The organism is Candidatus Enterococcus avicola, from assembly GCF_047470845.1.
GTDB classification, from domain to species: domain Bacteria; phylum Bacillota; class Bacilli; order Lactobacillales; family Enterococcaceae; genus Enterococcus_D; species Enterococcus_D casseliflavus.
Map to the genome: position 1 here is coordinate 1 of NZ_JBLGTY010000006.1, position 18,368 is coordinate 18,368.

Sequence of the window (18,368 nt, forward strand, 5' to 3'; positions counted from 1 at the left end):
TTTGCTATCTTTTTTTATAAAAAAAGTGTCAGTAGAAAATCCGTAGATTTTCCACCAACACTAAATATTGTAGAACCAAATAAAACACGATTAAAGATAAGGGAAGATACTGAATTAAAAAAATTCCCCCTCTATTGTCCGAAATGCAGACAAGAAAATTTAATTGAAATAAAGCAGTTCAAAGTAACTGTGATTACAGAGCCAGACGCAAAGACGCAGAGCCGATAAAATGAGATTAATACAATCTCATTTTATCGGCTCTTTCCGTTATGTATGGATTCTTTTAATTAGTCTTCGATGTTTCTTGCTTCGTTGATACCGCTGGCTAAAGATTCCATTAAGGATAGTTCTTTGTCTGTAAAGCTATCCATGTATTTCTCTATCTGTAATCGTCGGGTGCTTTTTACCAAGTTATTAGCAGGTAAGAAAAATTCATCAACGGAAACATGAAGTAACGATACAAGGTCATAAAGAACTTGTATGCTGGGGTGTTGCCCTTTATTTTCAATATTAGTTAAGTACCGTGGGTCAATTTCAATCAATGCTCCCACTTGTTCACGAGTTAAACCTCGTTTCAATCGAGCTTCTTTAATGGCTAAACCAAAGGCTCTAAAATCATATTTATCTTCTTTTTTACGCATAGTAGACCACCTCTATACATTTTATTGTTCCTACTGAATTAAAAACAGGTATAGAAAAACGTGTTATATGGTTTATAGGTTTATATTTAATAAAAAGCACTACTAAACGCCAATAAAAAAAACCGTTATATGGTAGTGCTATTTACGCTGTTAAAATATTGTATATTACTTCCAAATGGCGGTTTGTTGGAGGTCAACGTCGCCATGAAGTACATCATATACAATAAATTTCCTTACATTGGGTTCTTGTCAAAAAAAGTCGTCTATCTGCAATAGATAAGTACGTCCACCAATGTGGTTTTATAAATCATATAGATAGAATAACAGAAGCATGTAAACAGAGAAATAAATCTGTTTATATGCTTTTTTGGCTATTCAGAACTTTTTTACAAAGTTTATTTATCAGTAATGCAACAAATCCCCCTTTCACATTGGGACTAAGAGTGAAAGGAGATAAACGAGCAAGGCTCACTTCCTTTCCTAGACAGAAAGGGGGTGAGAAACATGAAACCATCTTCTTTTCAGACCACAATAGAAAATCAGTTTGACTATATCTGTAAACGTGCTATGGAAGACGAGCGAAAGAATTATATGCTTTATCTTTCAAGGATTGCAAAGCGTGAGGTGTCCTTTTCGGATGTTGGCGATTATCTTGTTAGCCAGTTTGCGACAACAGATAACTATTCAACTGACTTTCAGATTTTTACACTCAATGGGTTATCAGTAGGCGTTGAAAATGATTTGTTGAGTGAAGCATTACGTGAGTTGCCAGACAAGAAACGTGAAATTCTACTGCTGTTTTACTTTATGGACATGAGCGATTCAGAAATTGCAGACCTGTTGAAATTGAACCGTTCTACTGTCTATCGGCATAGAACCAGTGGACTAGCCTTAATTAAAAAGTTTATGGAGGAATTTGAAGAATGAAAACACAATATCCTATGATTCCCTTTCCTCTCATTGTAAAGGCAACAGATGGCGATACCGAAGCGATTAACCAGATTCTACATCATTACAGAGGGTACATAACGAAGCGTTCCCTACGACTTATGAAAGATGAATATGGCAATCAAAGTATGGTCGTTGATGAAGTCTTACGTGGAAGAATGGAAACCAGACTGATTACAAAGATTTTGTCATTTGAAATTAAGTAATATCCTCTCTCCTTTCGTGGAAGCGTGCTAAACCATTCCACGCTTCCCGAACAGGGAGGTTTGTTATTCCACCAAAGCATATTGAGCTTTCAATGTGTTTTGATAGGCTAACGAGCCATTGTTCTTTGAAAACTGAATAAAAGTAATCGAATACGTTTCGATAAGAAAAGAGCCAACGGAACTAACCGCCATGACCTATCTTATAAAGATAGCGAGCGATTCATGTTAGTGATCCGAGAAGCAATCTTTAGCAGGATTGCCTGCAACGACATTCTTATCGTGATAATGATACTCCCATACAGTCAATAGTCCGAGCGTGATAAAACCGTCGCAGGCAATGAGTATGGCTACATGAGAACCATGCAGGGGTGGAACTCCCGTGAGCTTTGCTAAAGCTGTTCGATTGCTGGTAAAACAACTTTTATGAAATCCAAATAAGTGATTTGGAAAGGAGGATTTTATGAAGCAGACTGACATTCCTATTTGGGAACGTTATACCCTAACCATTGAAGAAGCGTCAAAATATTTTCGTATTGGCGAAAACAAGCTACGACGCTTGGCAGAGGAAAATAAAAATGCAAATTGGCTGATTATGAATGGCAATCGTATTCAGATTAAACGAAAACAATTTGAAAAAATTATAGATACATTGGACGCAATCTAGCGTCGCCAAAGGGTCTTGTATATGATAAAATAGTATTAAGTCGTATCAAGGCTCTTTCCATAAAGGAAAGGAGCAAATGCCATGTCAGAAAAAAGACGTGACAATAAAGGTCGAATCTTAAAGACTGGAGAGAGCCAACGAAAAGACGGAAGATACTTATACAAATATATAGATTCATTTGGAGAACCGCAATTTGTTTACTCGTGGAAACTTGTGGCTACAGACCGAGTACCAGCAGGAAAGCGTGATTGTATCTCACTTAGAGAGAAAATCGCAGAGTTACAGAAAGACATTCATGATGGTATTGATGTTGTAGGAAAGAAAATGACACTCTGCCAGCTTTACGCAAAACAGAACGCTCAAAGACCAAAGGTTAGAAAAAACACTGAAACTGGACGCAAATATCTTATGGATATTTTGAAGAAAGACAAGTTAGGTGTAAGAAGTATTGACAGTATTAAGCCATCAGACGCTAAAGAATGGGCTATTAGAATGAGTGAAAATGGTTATGCTTATCAAACCATCAATAACTACAAACGTTCTTTAAAGGCTTCATTCTATATTGCTATACAAGATGATTGTGTTCGGAAGAATCCATTTGACTTTCAACTGAAAGCAGTTCTTGATGATGATACTGTCCCTAAGACCGTACTAACAGAAGAACAGGAAGAAAAACTGTTAGCCTTTGCAAAAGCTGATAAAACCTACAGCAAAAATTATGATGAAATTCTGATACTCTTAAAAACAGGTCTTCGTATTTCAGAGTTTGGTGGTTTGACACTTCCAGATTTAGATTTTGAGAATCGTCTTGTCAATATAGACCATCAGCTATTGAGAGATACTGAAATTGGGTACTACATTGAAACACCAAAGACCAAAAGTGGCGAACGTCAAGTTCCTATGGTTGAAGAAGCCTATCAAGCATTTAAGCGAGTGTTAGCGAATCGAAAGAATGATAAGCGTGTTGAGATTGATGGATATAGTGATTTTCTCTTTCTTAATAGAAAGAACTATCCAAAAGTGGCAAGTGATTACAACGGCATGATGAAAGGTCTTGTTAAGAAATACAATAAGTATAACGAGGATAAATTGCCACACATCACTCCACATAGTTTGCGACATACATTCTGTACCAACTATGCAAATGCAGGAATGAATCCAAAGGCATTACAGTACATTATGGGACATGCTAATATAGCCATGACGCTGAACTATTACGCACATGCAACATTCGATTCTGCAATGGCAGAAATGAAACGCTTGAATAAAGAGAAGCAACAGGAGCGTCTTGTTGCTTAGTAGTACAAATGAATTTACTACTTATTTACCACTTCTGACAGCTAAGACATGAGGAAATATGCAAAGAAACGTGAAGTATCTTCCTACAGTAAAAATACTCGAAAGCACATAGAATAAGGCTTTACGAGCATTTAAGAAAATATAAAAAGATAATTAGAAATTTATACTTTGTTTAATCAAAAAAATAGCCTACCTTTAAAAAAAAGGTAGGTTATTTTCGTCTTTTTAACTAATTTAGGCCGAAATAGGATCTTTTTTGAAGCACGACCATAGCAAACCAATCAAAAATCCGATCGCCGCTGGTACGACCCAACCCATCCCGATTTGGAAGAAGGGCAGATAATCTGACGCAAAAGACAAGATTCCTTGCACGAAAGCGTTGTTGGTAATCAGTGCGGGACTTGCATTTAAGCCGTCGATGATTGCAGCGATCAACGTGAAATACGTCGTCATTCGATAGACACTGGCGCGATGGTTAAATAATGGACTGATGATCGCCAACAAAATCAAGGTGATCGCCAGTGGATAAATAAACATCAAGACTGGAATGGAGAATTCAATGATATTGGTCAAGCCAACGTTGGCGAAGATCGCTGGTAAGATACTTGTCAATGCGATAAAGAAACCGTAGCTTTGTTTTGGAAACAACCCAGCAAAGGTCTCAGAAAAGGCCGTGATCAAACCGATGGCGGTTTTTAAGCAGGCAGAGATGACGATCAATGCCAATAACAGACTGCCGATGGTGCCAAGGTAGTGGTTGGCGATTTGTGCCAAAGCGATCCCACCGTTTTCGCTGATGGGAAACTGGCCTAAACTTTTGGTTCCCATATAAGAAAGTAAGGTATAGATGATCCCCATCAACACGATACTGACAGAGCCGGAAAGGATCGTGTCTTTTGCGACTGTCGTAGGTTTCTCAACCCCCATATTGCGAATCGTTGAGACGATGATGATCCCAAATGCTAAGGATGCCAATGCATCAAGGGTATTGTAACCATTGGTGAAACCAGTGAAGAAGGCATCGTTTTGATAGCTAGGATAGATCGGCGCATCGCTGACCGTTCCTAGGGGTTGCCAAAAGGCGAAAAATAGCAGAACACCTAGTAAGACCAGAAACAAGGGATTTAAAAACTTCCCGACATAATCAAGAATTTTGCTTGGTTTACGTGAAAACCACCAAGCAGCACCAAAAAATAGGGCAGAAAACAAGCCCAATAACCAAGTTTGCATATCTGATGAAACGTGGGGAGCGATCCCGATCTCATAAGAAGTAGTGGCCAAACGGGGCAGAGCAAAGAAAGGCCCAATCACTAAGTAAAGCAAAATCGTAAATATCATTGCATAGCGTCGATTGATCCGAGAAGCTAATTCAAAAACTCCGCTACTTTGGGATACCCCAATGGCGATTACTCCTAAAAATGGCAAGCCGATTCCGGTCACTAAAAACCCAAGATTGGCTAAGCCGACATTCGCACCAGCTTCTTGTCCCATGTGAACGGGGAAGATTAGATTTCCGGCACCAAAGAACAGACCGAAAAGCATTGATCCAACATACATATAATCCTTAAACTGTAACTTTTTTTCCATAAGTGAAAGCTCCTATAATTCCTTAGTTTTAAAAAAAATAACAAATTTTCCGACAAATAGCAATGTTTTTTTGTTATTTTTCGGTAAATTCTGACGATTCTGTTTCCCGTAATAAAAAAACACTTAGCATTGAATTCTTCCAAGCTTACTGAAAAAAGGATAAAAAGCTCGGAAGAAGAACACTAAGTGCTTCAAGACAGAGAATTAATTCAACACACGGGAAAGGAATTCTTTGGTGCGCTGCTCTTTTGGATGAATAAAGATATCTTCTGGTGTTCCTTGCTCGGCAATGACGCCTTGATCCATAAAGATGACCCGATCAGACACTTCTTTGGCAAAGCCCATTTCGTGGGTAACAATCACCATCGTCAAGCCAGTATGAGCTAAGGTATTCATGGTCTTCAACACTTCACCGACCATTTCTGGATCTAGCGCAGAAGTCGGCTCATCAAACAACATGACATCTGGATTCATCGATAAGGCACGGGCAATGGCTACCCGTTGTTTTTGTCCACCTGAAAGCTGGGAAGGCTTGGCATTGGCATATTGAGCCATACCGACTTGCTCCAGATTTTCTTTGGCAGTCGCTTCCGCTTCTTTGCGATCGCGTTTTAAAACAGTGACTTGTCCAGTCACGCAGTTTTCTAATACATTCATATTGTTGAACAAGTTAAAGGATTGGAAAACCATCCCTAGATGTGTCCGGTATTTCGGCAAGTCATAGCCTTTTTCTAGCACATTTTCACCTAAGTAGATGATTTGTCCACTGGTTGGTTTTTCTAATAAGTTGATGCAGCGAAGAAGTGTGGATTTTCCTGAACCAGAAGAACCGATGATCGTGACAACTTCTCCTTTATTAACAGACAAACTGATGTCTTTTAAGACTTCGTTGTCGCCAAAACTCTTTTTTAAATGGTCAATTTCAATGATTGCTGACATGTTCTTCCTCCTTATTCGTTCGGGTTGATGTCTTCTAATTTGACATACGCACTGGGACCATCCATTTTGCGTTCAACAAAGCGCAAGATCTGGGTAGCACTGATGGTCAAGACTAAGTAGATCACACCGATGATCGCAAATGTTTGGAAGTATTGGAAGTTCGTTCCAGCGGCTGATGTACCTTGGAAAAAGAGGTCCGCAACACTGATAACACTTAAGACGGCAGTATCTTTGATATTGATAATGATCTCATTCCCGGTAGCAGGTAAAATGTTGCGCATCACTTGCGGCAACACGACTTTGATCATGGTTTGCCAATGGGTCATACCGATGGCTTGAGCTGCTTCAAATTGACCATCATCTACAGCAAAGATCCCACCACGAACGATCTCAGACATGTAGGCACCGGTATTGATAGAAACGATCAGCACGGCTGCCAGCGTTCGATTCATTGAGACGCCAAAAGCCAAAGCGGTTCCGTAGAAAATAACCATTGCTTGAACCATCATTGGGGTCCCGCGGAAAACTTCTATATAGATGGTTAGTAACCCATTAACGATCCGTTGGAGGAAACGTCCTACTGGATTTTCTGAAAGCGGCAATGTTCGGAAGATACCGACTAAGAGACCAATGATCAATCCGATGATCGTTGAAAGGATCGCGATGAATAAGGTCAAGCCAGCACCTCGCAAAAAGAGCATGCCGTAATCATCAATGATTTTTTTGAAATCAGCGATCAGACCTTGATCCGCTGTTTCTCCGCTGGCATCTGCAGGCTGATCCAAGACTGCTTGATCCATCAGGGAAACCCGTTCTTCTTCAGAGATTCCTGCAAGGATCTCATTGACTTTTTCCACATCCGGATCGCCTTTGCGCATCCCAACTGCTACTTGAACGTCTTCTGGATTGGTTTCAAAACCGGCCCCTTCATCGAACTCGACCATCTTCAAATCAGGATTTGCACCGACGGCAGTGACGCCTTCTGGTCGTTCACTGACGTAGCCATCAATGATTCCCGAAGCTAAAGCAACGCGCATGGAGGAGAAGTCTCGCATGGCTTGTTCTTTTTGGACCTCAGGGATTTGATCAATGACGGTATAATGGAAAGTATTCAGCTGAGCAGTGATTTTCGCTCCAGCAAGATCAGCGAGACTTTTGGCATCGGCGTACTCGCCATCTTTACGAACCACTACCACCAAATCTGATTCATAGTAAGGATCGGTAAAATCGATTTGCTCGCGACGTTCGGCAGTTGGTGACATTCCGGCGATCACGGCATCGATAGTCCCCGCTTGTAAAGCTGGCGGCAGGCCGTCCCATTGGGTTTTAACGATCACTAATTCCTTGCCTAAGCCTTCAGCGATTCGTTTGGCGATCTGGACATCGTAACCGCCGGCAAATGCTGAGCCTTCTTCCCCAGAAATTGGCACGGCACCATTGGCGTCCGTCGTTTGCGTCCAGTTAAATGGCGCATAACCCGCCTCCATGCCGACACGGAATTGTTCTGCTGGTGTTTGGTCATCCGCGTGCACAGTTAAGGGCAGCTGAATGAGGGTTAGACAGAGGGCGAAGACCGCCCAGATCCAATTATTTTTTTTCATTTTTTCTCTTTCCTTTCACGAGTTGGACAAGCAGGTAAGGATGAAAAAGCAAAAAAACAGCCGTACTCCATGATTGGAAAACGGCTGTTGACAAGTCATCGTCGACAAACCTTTCACAAAACATAGCGCAACTTAGACAAGCTAAGACAGTCCGCAAATTGTTCATTTGCGGCCCAACAAAATCGATGCAAGCAAAACCGATCTTGTTTCGGCGATGTTCCCTAGCTCTGCTGTAAACGTGTTGCTTCACTCAGCAGGATTAATGAACCTCGCGACCTCTACCTAAATGTTAAAGGGTACTCGTATTTAATTTGATTCTTCTCAGAGTTTAGAAGAAAAGCACCCAAATGTCAATTCTTTTTAACAAAAAAACGACCATTTCCCTATTTTTATCAAAGAGAAAGCGGATCGTTTTTACGAGTGTCTATTGGAACCCTTAAGCGACTTTCGCTTTTGGTTCACGGCCTAAAACAGCTTGGATGACTGTCAAACCAAGCAATAAGCCAAGTGCTAGATAGATGAGGCTTGAGTATTGTGTAACGCCCCAATCTTGTCCTAAGGTACGGTACACCACAAGGACGATGGCTTGAATGATTGCTGTGATGACATTTAAAAAGCCAAATGCCCATAGATTGCCATTTTCTTTACGTGCTAAATAGAAGATAGAGAAATATAAGCTGACTGCCAACCAACCGAAACTGATAATGATCATTGCCCAATAAATAATAGCTGCTACCAATGTATTTCACCTCACTTTGATTCGTGACTAGTTTACCACGTTTTTTGTTCCTTGTCATGAAGGAATCTCTTTCTTTGTGAGGCAAAAAACAAAGCGCAAAAGCAGTAATGAAAAGATCGTCTGCTACATTTGCTATTGGTGGGTTTGCTGAAAAAGGGACGATTTTTCTAGATTGGTTCATTTTTAGCTGTGTATAATAGAAATAAACTGTTTTTTTTGCAGAAAACTACGAGTTAAGAATCAATTAATAATTAGTTAATAGCTGATTTAGATCTGCTTGCTAGAATGATCACAGAAGCAAGCAAGGAGGAAGTAAAAATGGAAAATGTTCTAACAATCAAAGGATTAAACAAACGTTACGGCAAACAGCAGGCGCTGCATGATGTCGATCTAACGATCGCGAAAGGAGATATTTATGGATTGGTGGGGAGAAATGGTGCTGGGAAGACGACCTTATTAAAAGCAATCGTTCAGTTGATCCAACCCACTGGTGGCAGTCTGCAGTTGTTTGGTGTCGAAGGCGGCAAAGCATACACCCAGATGCTGAAACGCGTTGGCAACGTGATTGAGACTCCAGTCGCTTACGACCAATTGACCGCTAAACAAAATCTAAACTATTATTGCAAAATCAGCGGGGTGGTGGAACCTGATGCCGTTAGTAAGGCACTGTCGTTTGTTGGTTTGACCAATGTCGGCAACAAGAAATACCGTGATTTTTCTTTGGGTATGAAACAAAAGCTCGGCTTAGCCATCGCTTTATTGAACCAACCGGATTTTCTGATATTAGATGAGCCGATCAATGGCTTGGATCCTGTAGCGATCGTTGAGTTTCGGGAGCTGCTTTTACGATTGAATCAAGAACGCGGCATGACGATTTTGATTTCCAGCCATATTTTAGAAGAGTTGTACTTAGTGGCTACACGTTTTGGGGTCATTAGTGAGGGGCGTCTGATCAAAGAGATGACCAAACACGAATTCGATCTGATGGCGAAACGGTTTATTCAATTAGAAGTGGATGATGTAGCCACAGCTAGCCGCTTGCTAGAGAGTCAGCTGATTTCTGAATATAAAGTTGTCAGTGACCACAAAATTCATATTTATCAAGAGAATGTGTTGATTCGGGACCTGGTCCGTCAGCTGGTTTATGAAGGGATCGCTATTGATCGGATTTCTTTTGAAGGGGAAAATCTAGAGTCGTATTTCAAAGAGTTAGTAACAAGTGAAGGGGGAAAGTAAGATGTTGAATTTTATTCGAGCCGATTTGTATCGTTTATCAAGAAGTAAAAGTTTTTGGATCACAGAAGGAATTATTTTATTGTTGGTGATTTTATCCGTTGTTTCTAATGGTAGTGTGGGGGTCACTCTTGGGGATAGTACGCAAACAGCAGGCGGCCTTACAGAAATCACTGGCTTTCTGGCGATCCAGACCAGTCTGTCTTCCATGTTGCTGTATTACTCCTTGCCATTGGTGATGCAGGTCTTAGGCAGTGAGTACACGAAAGGGACCATGAAGAATATCATTACCGTTGGTGTCTCCAAACCCGCTTATCTTTTTGGGAAATTCTTGGTATATGCATTGGTACTGGTCTTACAGATCGTTGCGATTTGTTTGGTGAGCTTTGTAGCGGGAACGGTTATTGGGGGGATTGGTTATAATGACCTTTCACAGATAGAAAACTTGTTGTATTATTTCGTTAGTTTTGTACTGATTTTATTAGCGACGTCCTCTTTTGCAGTGCTAGTTCTGTATTTAACCAAAAATACAGCAGTCAGCGTATTGGCGACGATTTTTATTCCGATGGCCTTTGCGATTGCCCGAATCTCTTTACCCGACTGGAAGTTTTTAGAATACTTGGACTTTCAAGGTGGGTTAGAGATGGTGACCATGACTACTTTCCAAACATGGGAAACAGTCCAACCAATTTTTATTGGGAGTCTGATCAGTTTGCTACTTTGTCTTTTGGCTGCGCATCTGGTGTTTAAGAGACAAGAATTGTAAGAGCAGAAAAACGCCCAACCGTATCGACTAGTGAAGGTCGAGCGATTGGGTGTTTTTTGTGTATAGCCATGAGTTAGTAGGATTCAACGGACTGCTGCCAAATCAAAGTCAAACGAAACGTCTCTTCGGTTGTATCCAATTGGATCTTGCCGTCTAATGCATGAGTCAATGCCGCGATGATATACAGACCAAGTCCGGCTTGCTGTTTATGCCGCGAAAGGTCTTCCGTATAAAAGCGGTGGGTCAATTTTTCTGGGTACTGGATCGGTGCCTTCAGCTGATTTTCCTGTTGGAAAACAACGCGATCTCCTTGCTGATTCAAGCGGATCGCTCCGGTCTCACTGCCATGTTCCAGTAAATTGCCAAGGACATTTTGGAAAATTCGTTGCCAGCTTTTTTTATCCGAAATGATCATGATGTTGGGTTGGATCGTCACCGTTAACGGCAACTGTTGCGCTTCGAATGAAGGATAGAGCTGGAGCAGTTCTTCTTCCAATAAACGAGAAAGATCGAATTCTTCCAAAGTCAAAGCCAGTTGATTGTCTTTGAGACGCTGATAGGTCAATAACTGTTCCAGATGATTTTCGACTTTTTCTAGGTTGCTGCTGACTTTATCCAGCAGCTGTAGTTGTTGCGGGGTGAGGGTCGTATCGGCTTGCAGCAGTTGTGTGTAGCCGCTGGCGACCGTTAAAGGTGTGCGCAAGTCGTGAGAGATATTTTGAATGGCTTGTTCCAACTGCTGGTTTTCTTGCAGCATTTGATAGTGCTGCTGCTTATTTTTTCTAAGTATCTGATTGTTTAACAAAGCGATCGCTTTTAAAGCGGGTACGCGGGTCTGCAAATGGATCTCTTGATTTGTTTCGATTTCGCTGATTCTTGCTAATTGCTGGTGGTACTTTTTCAGATCATATAGTAAGAATAGCCAGTAACCGATCAATAAAACAACGATCAAGGCAGCGAAAAACTGAAGTATATGCATGGGGTTCCTCCTTTTTAAGCTAGCTTGATGCCGATGCCCCAGACAGTATCGATATACGCTTCATCTGGATCGAGTGTTTTGATTTTGCTGCGTAAATGGCTGATATGGACATTGATCGTGTTTTCTTCACCGTAATAAGGTTCCTGCCAAACCGCTTCATAGAGCATTTCTTTCGTATACACTTTTTTGGGGTTGGCTAAGAGCAGGGAAAAAATCTCAAACTCCTTTTTCTTTAACTGAACCGTTGCCTCTCCTCGTTGCAGCTGAAACGAGTCAGGCAACAGTTGAATGTTTTTATACGAGTGGCTGCTGGCAACTGGAGGGGTTTGTTTATTTGTGCGCAATTGAACAATGATACGGGCCTTTAATTCTTCGATATTGAAGGGTTTGGTCAAGTAATCATTGGCACCCGCCAGCAAAAGGGTGGAAACATCGGCTGGTTCATCTAAGGCAGTCAAGATAATGACGGGGACCGTGGAGGTTTGGCGAATTTCTTGCAAGACTTGTGTCCCATCTTTACCGGGGAGCATTCGATCTAGCAAAATCAAGTCGAAAGCATCTTGCTGAAAAAGCAGCAGACCTTCCGTACCTGAATAGGCTTGCTGGACGGTATAGTCAGCTGCTAAAATAGTAGCCAACATTTCGCTGATCTCATTGTTGTCTTCGATAATCAAAATTTTCATTTGGGTTTCCCAGTCTCCTTGTATTTATTGCATCTATTATAAGCAATTCCGCACGAAAAAGCATTAGTTGCTTTTAAAAAAGAAAATGGCTGATTTTTCGCAAAAACGGTTCTTTTTCGGTTAGAATAAGAGAAAAGCCATAAAGGAAGTTAGAACGATGAAGGTATCTATTGAGCAAGCAATCGCAACGGTCACCGCCGCATCATCCGTGACCTTTTTGACGGGTGCCGGTGTTTCGACCCCATCGGGCATTCCTGATTACCGTTCCTTAAAAGGGGTCTATCAAGGACTGGCCCAGCCAGAGTATTTGTTAAGCCATGACTGTTTAGAAAACGAACCGGAAACATTTTATCAGTTCGTCAAGCACCTCTACCATCCTCAGGTCCAGCCGAACATCATTCATCAAAAAATGGCTGCGCTACAAACGAAAAAAAACGTCTGGGTTGTTTCGCAAAACATCGATGGCTTGCATGAAAAAGCAGGCAGTCACCAAAGAATCGATTTTCACGGCTCCTTGTACAACTGTTATTGTCGAAAATGTGGCAATCCGGTACCTTGGCAAGCGTATTTGCAGGATTGGCACCATGCAGGATGTGGCGGTCAGGTCCGGCCAGCGATCGTGCTTTATGGGGAAGGATTTACGGATGAAACCATTGAAGGAGCCATTCAGGCCGTTGCTCAAGCCGACCTGACGGTGGTCGTGGGGACTTCGCTGCAAGTCTATCCTTTTGCAGGGCTAGTCGATTACAGCCAGCAGGTGTTGGTCATCAATAAGGAACCTTTGGCGATCCCAAATGAATATGGCATGTTGACCACAGCAGCCGAAACGTTTTTCCAGAAAATTGAATGAAGGAGTTTATGATATGACACAACGTACCGAAAAAGAGAAAATGATTGCTGGCGAATTGTACTTTTCCCCAGATCCAGAATTGGTGGCAGATCGAAAATATGCCCGTGAACAAATGAACCTGATCAACCAAGAAACTGATACAACAATCAAAGAGCAGTTACTAAAAGAAACATTCGGCTCTGTGACTGGTCGAATCTATATCGAACCGAATGTCCGCTTTGATTATGGCTACAATATTTCTGTCGGCAAAAACTTCTATGCTAACTACGACTGTGTGCTATTAGATGTTTGTCCAATTACCTTTGGCGACAACTGTATGCTGGCACCCAATGTTCGGTTGTTTACGGCGACGCATCCATTACATCCGGTCAAACGAAATAGCGGCTTAGAATTAGGGGCACCAATCGTGATTGGCGATAACGCATGGATCGGTGGTGCGGCCACGATTTTGCCAGGGGTGCGCTTAGGTAATAATGTCGTGGTGGGGGCTGGCAGTGTCGTTACAAAATCATTCCCAGACAATGTTGTGCTGGCGGGAAATCCGGCACGGGTCATCAAGACGATCGACTTAGAAGAAGAAAACAACCAGCAAGCTCCCTTGGCTGTTCAGCGGGCAGCGATCGATGACATCGATTGGCAACTCACGCATCTTTTGGAAAAACGTATGAGCACGGTCAACGAAATCGTGCAATTGAAGAAAAGCAGTCAATTGCCAGTATTAGATGAAAATCGTGAAGAGAAAGTGCTGGAAAACATTCGGCAGGCGATATCTAATCGAGCCTACGAAGAAACGATTTTGGCTATGTTTCAATCAATTATGAACCACTCAAAAACCTATCAAGAGAATCAATTGGAGGAATGAGTATGGATGGAGCAACACGGCGAGAAAATATTTTAGCGGCATTGAAGCAAGCGGACAAAGCGATCAGTGCCAGCAAACTGGCAGAATCCCTCGGAGTCAGCCGTCAAATCATCGTTGGGGACATTGCCTTATTGCGAGCAGCTGGTGAAGCGATTGTGGCTACGGCTCGCGGCTATCGGTTGCAAGCGCTGTTGGATGAGGCAGGACATGTCAGTAAGCTAGCGGTGCAGCATCGACCTGAACAAACGGAAGAAGAATTGCGCATCTTTGTCGCTTGTGGTGTGGAAGTGGTCGATGTCATCGTTGAGCATGAGATCTATGGAGAGATCACTGGCAATTTGCAGATCCAAACAGACCAAGACGTGACTGATTTCATCAACAAAACCAAACATGCAGAGGCCCGCTTGCTCTCAGATTTAACCAATGGGGTACACTTGCATACGTTGCGCTACACCGATCCTGCGGCTCTGGAAAAAGCCAAACAACAGTTAGCAGAAAAAGGCATGCTCTACCAAAATTGAGGAGTGAAGTGATGCAAGATGTCTTATTGATCATTGACTTGCAAAATGGGGTCTGTCAAACAAATGACCAAACAATTGACCATTTGTCGGAATTATTGCTGTTCGTCAACCAACGAATCCAACGATATCGTAAAGAAGAAAAACCAGTTATTTTTGTTCAGCATGAAGAGGAGACGTTGCCCTACGGTAGCAAAGCATGGCAACTGCACCCAGCATTGGCCTATGAACCAACGGATCGTTTGATTCGAAAAAAACACGCCAATAGTTTTTTTCAAACAGATCTACAAGCGGTCTTACAGACAAATCAAGTGCGTAGTATCGAATTTGCTGGTGCTCAGACGGAATATTGCCTTGATGGCACGATCAAATTCGCGCATGGTCTGGGTTATCAAAACGTCGTGTATGCCCAAGCCACAACGACGTATCCAAGCCGAGGACGATCAGCAGCTGAAATCATTGATTGGTACGAAATGATCTGGCAAGGACGCTTTGCGGAAGTCTTAGCAAATCCTCAGATGAAAAAATTGTGATTTTTTGTTGACAAGACGTTCATTTTCCAGTAAAGTACAACTCAACAAGAATAATGAATCTGTTGAGAAGGAAAGTAACCGCGGATACTTCAAAGAGAGACTCTGGTTGGTGGAAAGAGTCAAGTCAGAAGCGATGAAAAATGGCCTTGGAGGATTGATTGTCGATAAGTAGGCAATCACGGATACGCACTACCGTTACAAAGTGCACCAATCTCTAGCACGGCTAGACGTTGGGTTGAGGGAAGGGAAACCTTCTAAACAAAAGGTGGTAACACGAGTATTCGTCCTTTTACTAGCAAACGCTGGTAAAAGGACTTTTTTTATACCAAAAATCAAATAGCACCACACACGAAGAATTGGTAAGTACAAAAGCACGTTTTTTCAACAGAGAGCTTCGGTAGCTGAAAAGAAGCATCAAACGACTTTTAGAAAATGGCCAAGGAGTGATTCGTTCCGAGCAGTAGTTTGCAAGGCGACGACGGTAGCGACCGTTATCTGGCTAGAGTATGATCGTACTCGAAAAGGAGCTGTATGCGAGTGCAGCTTAAACTGAGGTGGTAACACGCAAAAAGGCGTCCTCAAACAAGTCACAAGTGACTTGTTTGAGGATGCCTTTTTTATTGAAAAAGACAAGAACTAGGGGGAAGACGATGATTTCATTAAAAGACATATCAGTAACATTCAATCAACCAAAGAAACCCGCGATCCAAGCGGTCAAAAACGTATCGATCGAGATCGACAAAGGGGACGTGTACGGCATCGTGGGTTACTCAGGCGCCGGGAAAAGTACACTCGTCCGTGTAATCAACTTATTGCAGCGACCAAGCAGCGGCAGCGTCGTCGTCAATGGCACGGAGCTGACCACGCTTTCGGCGAAAGCTCTGCGAGAAAAACGGAAAACGATCGGAATGATCTTTCAGCACTTCAACTTGATGGACAGTCGCAATGTTTTTGATAACGTGGATTTTTCCTTGAAATATGGGGGACGGTCCAAACAAGAACGTTATCAAAAAGTTACCGAGCTGCTGGCGCTTGTTGGATTGGAAGAAAAAGCCCAAGCGTTTCCTAGCCAACTATCTGGAGGACAAAAACAGCGGGTCGCCATCGCCAGAGCTTTGGCAAATGATCCAGAGATCTTGTTGTGTGATGAGGCAACTAGCGCCCTTGATCCGAAAACGACCTTACAGATATTGGCTTTGTTGAAAAAATTAAATCGAACCCTCGGCTTGACCATCGTGATTATTACCCATGAGATGCAAGTTGTCAAAGAAATCTGCAACAAAGTGGCAGTGATGGAAGACGGCGAAGTCATCGAGCAAGGCTCAAGCGTTCAGATTTTCAGCCAACCAGAAAAACCTTTGACCAAAGATTTTATCCGAACGGCGACACACATCGACCAAGCCTTAGAAACGATCCTTGGCAGTTCGAAATTTTCTTCCTTGGCACCGAACGAATGGCTGGTGGAGCTGTCCTATGTGGGGGATCAAACCAATGAACCACTGATCGCCCAATTGTACAGCCGCTACAAAGTGACCACCAATATTCTTTACGGCAACGTGGAGATCTTGCAAGAAGTTCCGATCGGCAGCTTAGTCGTTAGCTTATCCGGCGAATACCAACAGCGTAAACATGCCTTAGAATATTTGAAGTCTCAAGGGGTTTACACCAATATTTTAAAAGAAAATCATGCAGAACCATTAAACAATGTAATTAAAGGAGGATTTTAGATGGCTGCCTTATTAGAAAGATATTTTCCCAATGTTGTTGCGATCCAAGATGAATTTGTGACAGCAACGATCCAAACCTTGTATATGGTTTTTTGGACCTCTTTGATCGCGGGCATCTTAGGCATCTTGTTAGGGATCGTTTTGGTAGTGACTCGACCGAATGGGATTTTAGAAAATCGACCGCTCTTTGAATTTCTCGATAAAGTCATCAATGTGGTGCGCTCGATCCCTTTCATTATCTTATTGACGTTACTAGGAACCTTTACCAGATTCCTTGTCGGAACGACCATCGGCGAAACAGCAGCATTGGTTCCTCTGATTGCTGGGATCATTCCTTTCTTTGCTCGGCAGATCGAGATTGCCTTGCTAGAAGTTGACCCCGGTGTCGTGGAGGCAGCTGAAGCGATGGGCACCAGTCCTTTCGGTATCATTTTTCGGGTCTATTTGCCAGAAGGCGTGGCGGGAATTATTCGGGTCTCTGCATTGACCGTGATCAATGTGATCGGATTGACCGCCATGGCAGGAGCAGTCGGCGCTGGCGGTTTAGGAAACTTAGCCATCACCCGCGGGTACAACCGATTCCAGACCGATGTTACGATCATGGCGACCTTGATCATCTTAGTATTCGTTTTTATCAGTCAATTTGTCAGCAACCTACTCATTAAACGAGTATCACACTGACCACCACTTACGTACAAATAAAAAAACAAGCAAGTCTATGGAGGAAGAAAAAATGAAAAAATTCGTACAATCAATCGTCTTAGGGGCAGCATTATTATTTATTACAGGATGCGGAAACAATGGCAGTGCCGCAGCCAATGATCAAGAAGAAGTCACGGTGAAATTAGGGGTGATTGGTGCAGACACCGATGTCTGGGATGATGTCAAAGATCGTTTGAAAGACGAAGGCATCAATTTAGAATATGTCCAATTTTCTGATTACAACCAACCCAATGCAGCCTTGGCTGATGGTTCCATCGACCTCAATTCATTCCAACACCAATTTTTCTTGGACAACTATAATGAAGAATTTGGTACTGATCTCGTATCGATCGGCAATACAGTCAATGCGCCATTAGGTATTTATTCCGACAAAGTGACGGATGTCAACGACTTGGCTGAAGGAGCTAAAGTTGCGATCCCTAATGATGTGACCAATGGTGGTCGGGCATTGCTTTTGTTACAATCAGCTGGATTGATCAAAGTGGATGAAGCAGCCGGACAAACACCAACGGTCGCGGATATTACAGAAAACCGTTTGAACTTAGAAATTTCAGAACTTGATGCAGCGCAAACCGCTCGGGCACTTTCCGATGTCGATGTTTCGGTCATCAATAGCGGCATGGCGGTAGATGCAGGATTTGTACCAACCGAAGATGCGATCTTTTTAGAGCCTGTTGATGAAACGGCCCGTCCTTACGTCAACATCATTGCCGCCCGTAAAGAAGATGAAGACAATGAAGTATACCAAAAAGTGGTCGCTGCTTACCAAACAGAGGATACGAAAAAAGTCATCGAGGAAACGTCAAAAGGATCAAGTGTTCCTGCTTGGGAAACCTTTGGGGCGAAATAAGTACCACGCAATTTGATATA

Annotated in this window: 21 protein-coding genes, 1 riboswitch and 1 other annotated feature; of the genes, 14 read left to right on the plus strand and 7 right to left on the minus strand. The window is 42.4% G+C overall.

Annotation, left to right across the window (positions count from 1 at the left end; all coding sequences use genetic code 11):
* Positions 1-228: cysteine-rich KTR domain-containing protein (locus ACI3E5_RS07185; RefSeq protein WP_498855857.1), on the plus strand; the 228-nt coding region annotated here is incomplete at its 5' end.
* A gap of 59 nt (positions 229-287) precedes the next feature.
* Here ACI3E5_RS07185 and ACI3E5_RS07190 read toward each other — a convergent pair.
* On the minus strand, positions 288-641 hold the full coding sequence (locus tag ACI3E5_RS07190) for a helix-turn-helix transcriptional regulator (protein WP_001227347.1): 354 nt from the start codon (positions 639-641) through the stop codon (positions 288-290).
* Positions 642-1,145: 504 nt separating this feature from the next.
* Here ACI3E5_RS07190 and ACI3E5_RS07195 point away from each other — a divergent pair.
* The 4 genes from ACI3E5_RS07195 (at position 1,146) to ACI3E5_RS07210 (ending at position 3,758) form a co-directional block, all read left to right on the plus strand.
* The gene (locus ACI3E5_RS07195) at positions 1,146-1,568 is read left to right on the plus strand and encodes a sigma-70 family RNA polymerase sigma factor (protein ID WP_000804885.1); all 423 of its coding nucleotides are present in this window, start codon (positions 1,146-1,148) and stop codon (positions 1,566-1,568) included.
* Entirely contained in the window at positions 1,565-1,795 is a 231-nt protein-coding gene (locus tag ACI3E5_RS07200) for a helix-turn-helix domain-containing protein (RefSeq protein WP_000857133.1), read from the plus strand. Before ACI3E5_RS07195 ends, ACI3E5_RS07200 begins: the two co-directional genes overlap by 4 nt.
* A gap of 460 nt (positions 1,796-2,255) precedes the next feature.
* Complete coding sequence (locus ACI3E5_RS07205) at positions 2,256-2,459, plus strand: excisionase (protein ID WP_000814511.1); 204 nt, start codon at positions 2,256-2,258, stop codon at positions 2,457-2,459.
* Positions 2,460-2,540: 81 nt separating this feature from the next.
* Positions 2,541-3,758 carry a tyrosine-type recombinase/integrase gene (locus tag ACI3E5_RS07210; RefSeq protein ID WP_001291561.1) on the plus strand — a complete coding sequence of 406 codons (1,218 nt, stop codon included), beginning with the start codon at positions 2,541-2,543 and terminating at the stop codon, positions 3,756-3,758.
* Positions 3,759-3,992: 234 nt separating this feature from the next.
* On the opposite strand, the gene brnQ is transcribed toward ACI3E5_RS07210, so the two are convergent.
* The 4 genes from brnQ to ACI3E5_RS07230 all read right to left on the minus strand — a co-directional run bounded on the left by brnQ (position 3,993) and on the right by ACI3E5_RS07230 (position 8,624).
* A complete protein-coding gene (brnQ, locus tag ACI3E5_RS07215; RefSeq protein WP_195265415.1) occupies positions 3,993-5,345 on the minus strand; it encodes a branched-chain amino acid transport system II carrier protein in 1,353 nt (450 codons plus the stop codon).
* Positions 5,346-5,549: 204 nt separating this feature from the next.
* On the minus strand, positions 5,550-6,284 hold the full coding sequence (locus tag ACI3E5_RS07220) for an amino acid ABC transporter ATP-binding protein (RefSeq protein WP_005227196.1): 735 nt from the start codon (positions 6,282-6,284) through the stop codon (positions 5,550-5,552).
* 11 nt (positions 6,285-6,295) lie between these two features.
* Complete coding sequence (locus tag ACI3E5_RS07225) at positions 6,296-7,885, minus strand: ABC transporter permease subunit (RefSeq protein ID WP_195265413.1); 1,590 nt, start codon at positions 7,883-7,885, stop codon at positions 6,296-6,298.
* A gap of 115 nt (positions 7,886-8,000) precedes the next feature.
* A riboswitch (Lysine riboswitch) is annotated at positions 8,001-8,174 on the minus strand.
* Positions 8,175-8,321: 147 nt separating this feature from the next.
* Positions 8,322-8,624 (minus strand): hypothetical protein, encoded by a 303-nt coding sequence (locus tag ACI3E5_RS07230; protein WP_005227198.1) that lies wholly within the window; start codon positions 8,622-8,624, stop codon positions 8,322-8,324.
* A 318-nt stretch (positions 8,625-8,942) separates the two neighbouring features.
* On the opposite strand from ACI3E5_RS07230, the gene ACI3E5_RS07235 reads away from it, so the two are divergent.
* Both ACI3E5_RS07235 and ACI3E5_RS07240 read left to right on the plus strand, forming a co-directional pair.
* Positions 8,943-9,860 carry an ABC transporter ATP-binding protein gene (locus ACI3E5_RS07235; RefSeq protein WP_195265412.1) on the plus strand — a complete coding sequence of 306 codons (918 nt, stop codon included), beginning with the start codon at positions 8,943-8,945 and terminating at the stop codon, positions 9,858-9,860.
* Position 9,861: 1 nt separating this feature from the next.
* Positions 9,862-10,623 carry a DUF2705 family protein gene (locus ACI3E5_RS07240; protein WP_195265409.1) on the plus strand — a complete coding sequence of 254 codons (762 nt, stop codon included), beginning with the start codon at positions 9,862-9,864 and terminating at the stop codon, positions 10,621-10,623.
* A 73-nt stretch (positions 10,624-10,696) separates the two neighbouring features.
* Here ACI3E5_RS07240 and ACI3E5_RS07245 read toward each other — a convergent pair whose 3' ends face one another.
* Both ACI3E5_RS07245 and ACI3E5_RS07250 read right to left on the minus strand, forming a co-directional pair.
* Positions 10,697-11,602 (minus strand): sensor histidine kinase, encoded by a 906-nt coding sequence (locus ACI3E5_RS07245; protein WP_498821309.1) that lies wholly within the window; start codon positions 11,600-11,602, stop codon positions 10,697-10,699.
* A 14-nt stretch (positions 11,603-11,616) separates the two neighbouring features.
* Positions 11,617-12,285 (minus strand): response regulator transcription factor, encoded by a 669-nt coding sequence (locus ACI3E5_RS07250; RefSeq protein ID WP_368255034.1) that lies wholly within the window; start codon positions 12,283-12,285, stop codon positions 11,617-11,619.
* 157 nt (positions 12,286-12,442) lie between these two features.
* On the opposite strand from ACI3E5_RS07250, the gene ACI3E5_RS07255 reads away from it, so the two are divergent.
* The 7 genes from ACI3E5_RS07255 (at position 12,443) to ACI3E5_RS07285 (ending at position 18,348) form a co-directional block, all read left to right on the plus strand.
* The gene (locus ACI3E5_RS07255) at positions 12,443-13,135 is read left to right on the plus strand and encodes an NAD-dependent protein deacylase (protein ID WP_368255033.1); all 693 of its coding nucleotides are present in this window, start codon (positions 12,443-12,445) and stop codon (positions 13,133-13,135) included.
* Positions 13,136-13,148: 13 nt separating this feature from the next.
* Entirely contained in the window at positions 13,149-13,997 is an 849-nt protein-coding gene (locus ACI3E5_RS07260; RefSeq protein ID WP_368255032.1) for a chorismate mutase, read from the plus strand.
* On the plus strand, positions 13,994-14,518 hold the full coding sequence (locus tag ACI3E5_RS07265; RefSeq protein WP_081118267.1) for a transcription repressor NadR: 525 nt from the start codon (positions 13,994-13,996) through the stop codon (positions 14,516-14,518). Before ACI3E5_RS07260 ends, ACI3E5_RS07265 begins: the two co-directional genes overlap by 4 nt.
* Before the next feature lie 11 nt (positions 14,519-14,529).
* Entirely contained in the window at positions 14,530-15,048 is a 519-nt protein-coding gene (locus ACI3E5_RS07270; RefSeq protein ID WP_086293862.1) for a cysteine hydrolase family protein, read from the plus strand.
* A gap of 53 nt (positions 15,049-15,101) precedes the next feature.
* Positions 15,102-15,340 (plus strand) — a binding site (T-box leader).
* Positions 15,341-15,698: 358 nt separating this feature from the next.
* Positions 15,699-16,775 carry a methionine ABC transporter ATP-binding protein gene (locus ACI3E5_RS07275; RefSeq protein WP_498821303.1) on the plus strand — a complete coding sequence of 359 codons (1,077 nt, stop codon included), beginning with the start codon at positions 15,699-15,701 and terminating at the stop codon, positions 16,773-16,775.
* Entirely contained in the window at positions 16,776-17,456 is a 681-nt protein-coding gene (locus tag ACI3E5_RS07280) for a methionine ABC transporter permease (protein ID WP_010748680.1), read from the plus strand.
* Positions 17,457-17,508: 52 nt separating this feature from the next.
* The gene (locus ACI3E5_RS07285; protein WP_081118269.1) at positions 17,509-18,348 is read left to right on the plus strand and encodes a MetQ/NlpA family ABC transporter substrate-binding protein; all 840 of its coding nucleotides are present in this window, start codon (positions 17,509-17,511) and stop codon (positions 18,346-18,348) included.
* Positions 18,349-18,368: the final 20 nt, after the last annotated feature.

Coding starts and splice junctions, on each gene's coding strand:
- ACI3E5_RS07210 (WP_001291561.1), top strand. CDS start 2,541: ATGTCAGAAAAAAGACGTGACAATAAAGGTCGAATCTTAAAGACTGGA.
- ACI3E5_RS07240 (WP_195265409.1), top strand. CDS start 9,862: ATGTTGAATTTTATTCGAGCCGATTTGTATCGTTTATCAAGAAGTAAA.
- ACI3E5_RS07200 (WP_000857133.1), top strand. CDS start 1,565: ATGAAAACACAATATCCTATGATTCCCTTTCCTCTCATTGTAAAGGCA.
- ACI3E5_RS07260 (WP_368255032.1), top strand. CDS start 13,149: ATGACACAACGTACCGAAAAAGAGAAAATGATTGCTGGCGAATTGTAC.
- ACI3E5_RS07220 (WP_005227196.1), bottom strand. CDS start 6,284: ATGTCAGCAATCATTGAAATTGACCATTTAAAAAAGAGTTTTGGCGAC.
- ACI3E5_RS07245 (WP_498821309.1), bottom strand. CDS start 11,602: ATGCATATACTTCAGTTTTTCGCTGCCTTGATCGTTGTTTTATTGATC.
- ACI3E5_RS07225 (WP_195265413.1), bottom strand. CDS start 7,885: ATGAAAAAAAATAATTGGATCTGGGCGGTCTTCGCCCTCTGTCTAACC.
- ACI3E5_RS07255 (WP_368255033.1), top strand. CDS start 12,443: ATGAAGGTATCTATTGAGCAAGCAATCGCAACGGTCACCGCCGCATCA.
- ACI3E5_RS07250 (WP_368255034.1), bottom strand. CDS start 12,285: ATGAAAATTTTGATTATCGAAGACAACAATGAGATCAGCGAAATGTTG.
- ACI3E5_RS07205 (WP_000814511.1), top strand. CDS start 2,256: ATGAAGCAGACTGACATTCCTATTTGGGAACGTTATACCCTAACCATT.
- brnQ (WP_195265415.1), bottom strand. CDS start 5,345: ATGGAAAAAAAGTTACAGTTTAAGGATTATATGTATGTTGGATCAATG.
- ACI3E5_RS07235 (WP_195265412.1), top strand. CDS start 8,943: ATGGAAAATGTTCTAACAATCAAAGGATTAAACAAACGTTACGGCAAA.
- ACI3E5_RS07270 (WP_086293862.1), top strand. CDS start 14,530: ATGCAAGATGTCTTATTGATCATTGACTTGCAAAATGGGGTCTGTCAA.
- ACI3E5_RS07280 (WP_010748680.1), top strand. CDS start 16,776: ATGGCTGCCTTATTAGAAAGATATTTTCCCAATGTTGTTGCGATCCAA.
- ACI3E5_RS07275 (WP_498821303.1), top strand. CDS start 15,699: ATGATTTCATTAAAAGACATATCAGTAACATTCAATCAACCAAAGAAA.
- ACI3E5_RS07285 (WP_081118269.1), top strand. CDS start 17,509: ATGAAAAAATTCGTACAATCAATCGTCTTAGGGGCAGCATTATTATTT.
- ACI3E5_RS07190 (WP_001227347.1), bottom strand. CDS start 641: ATGCGTAAAAAAGAAGATAAATATGATTTTAGAGCCTTTGGTTTAGCC.
- ACI3E5_RS07265 (WP_081118267.1), top strand. CDS start 13,994: ATGAGTATGGATGGAGCAACACGGCGAGAAAATATTTTAGCGGCATTG.
- ACI3E5_RS07195 (WP_000804885.1), top strand. CDS start 1,146: ATGAAACCATCTTCTTTTCAGACCACAATAGAAAATCAGTTTGACTAT.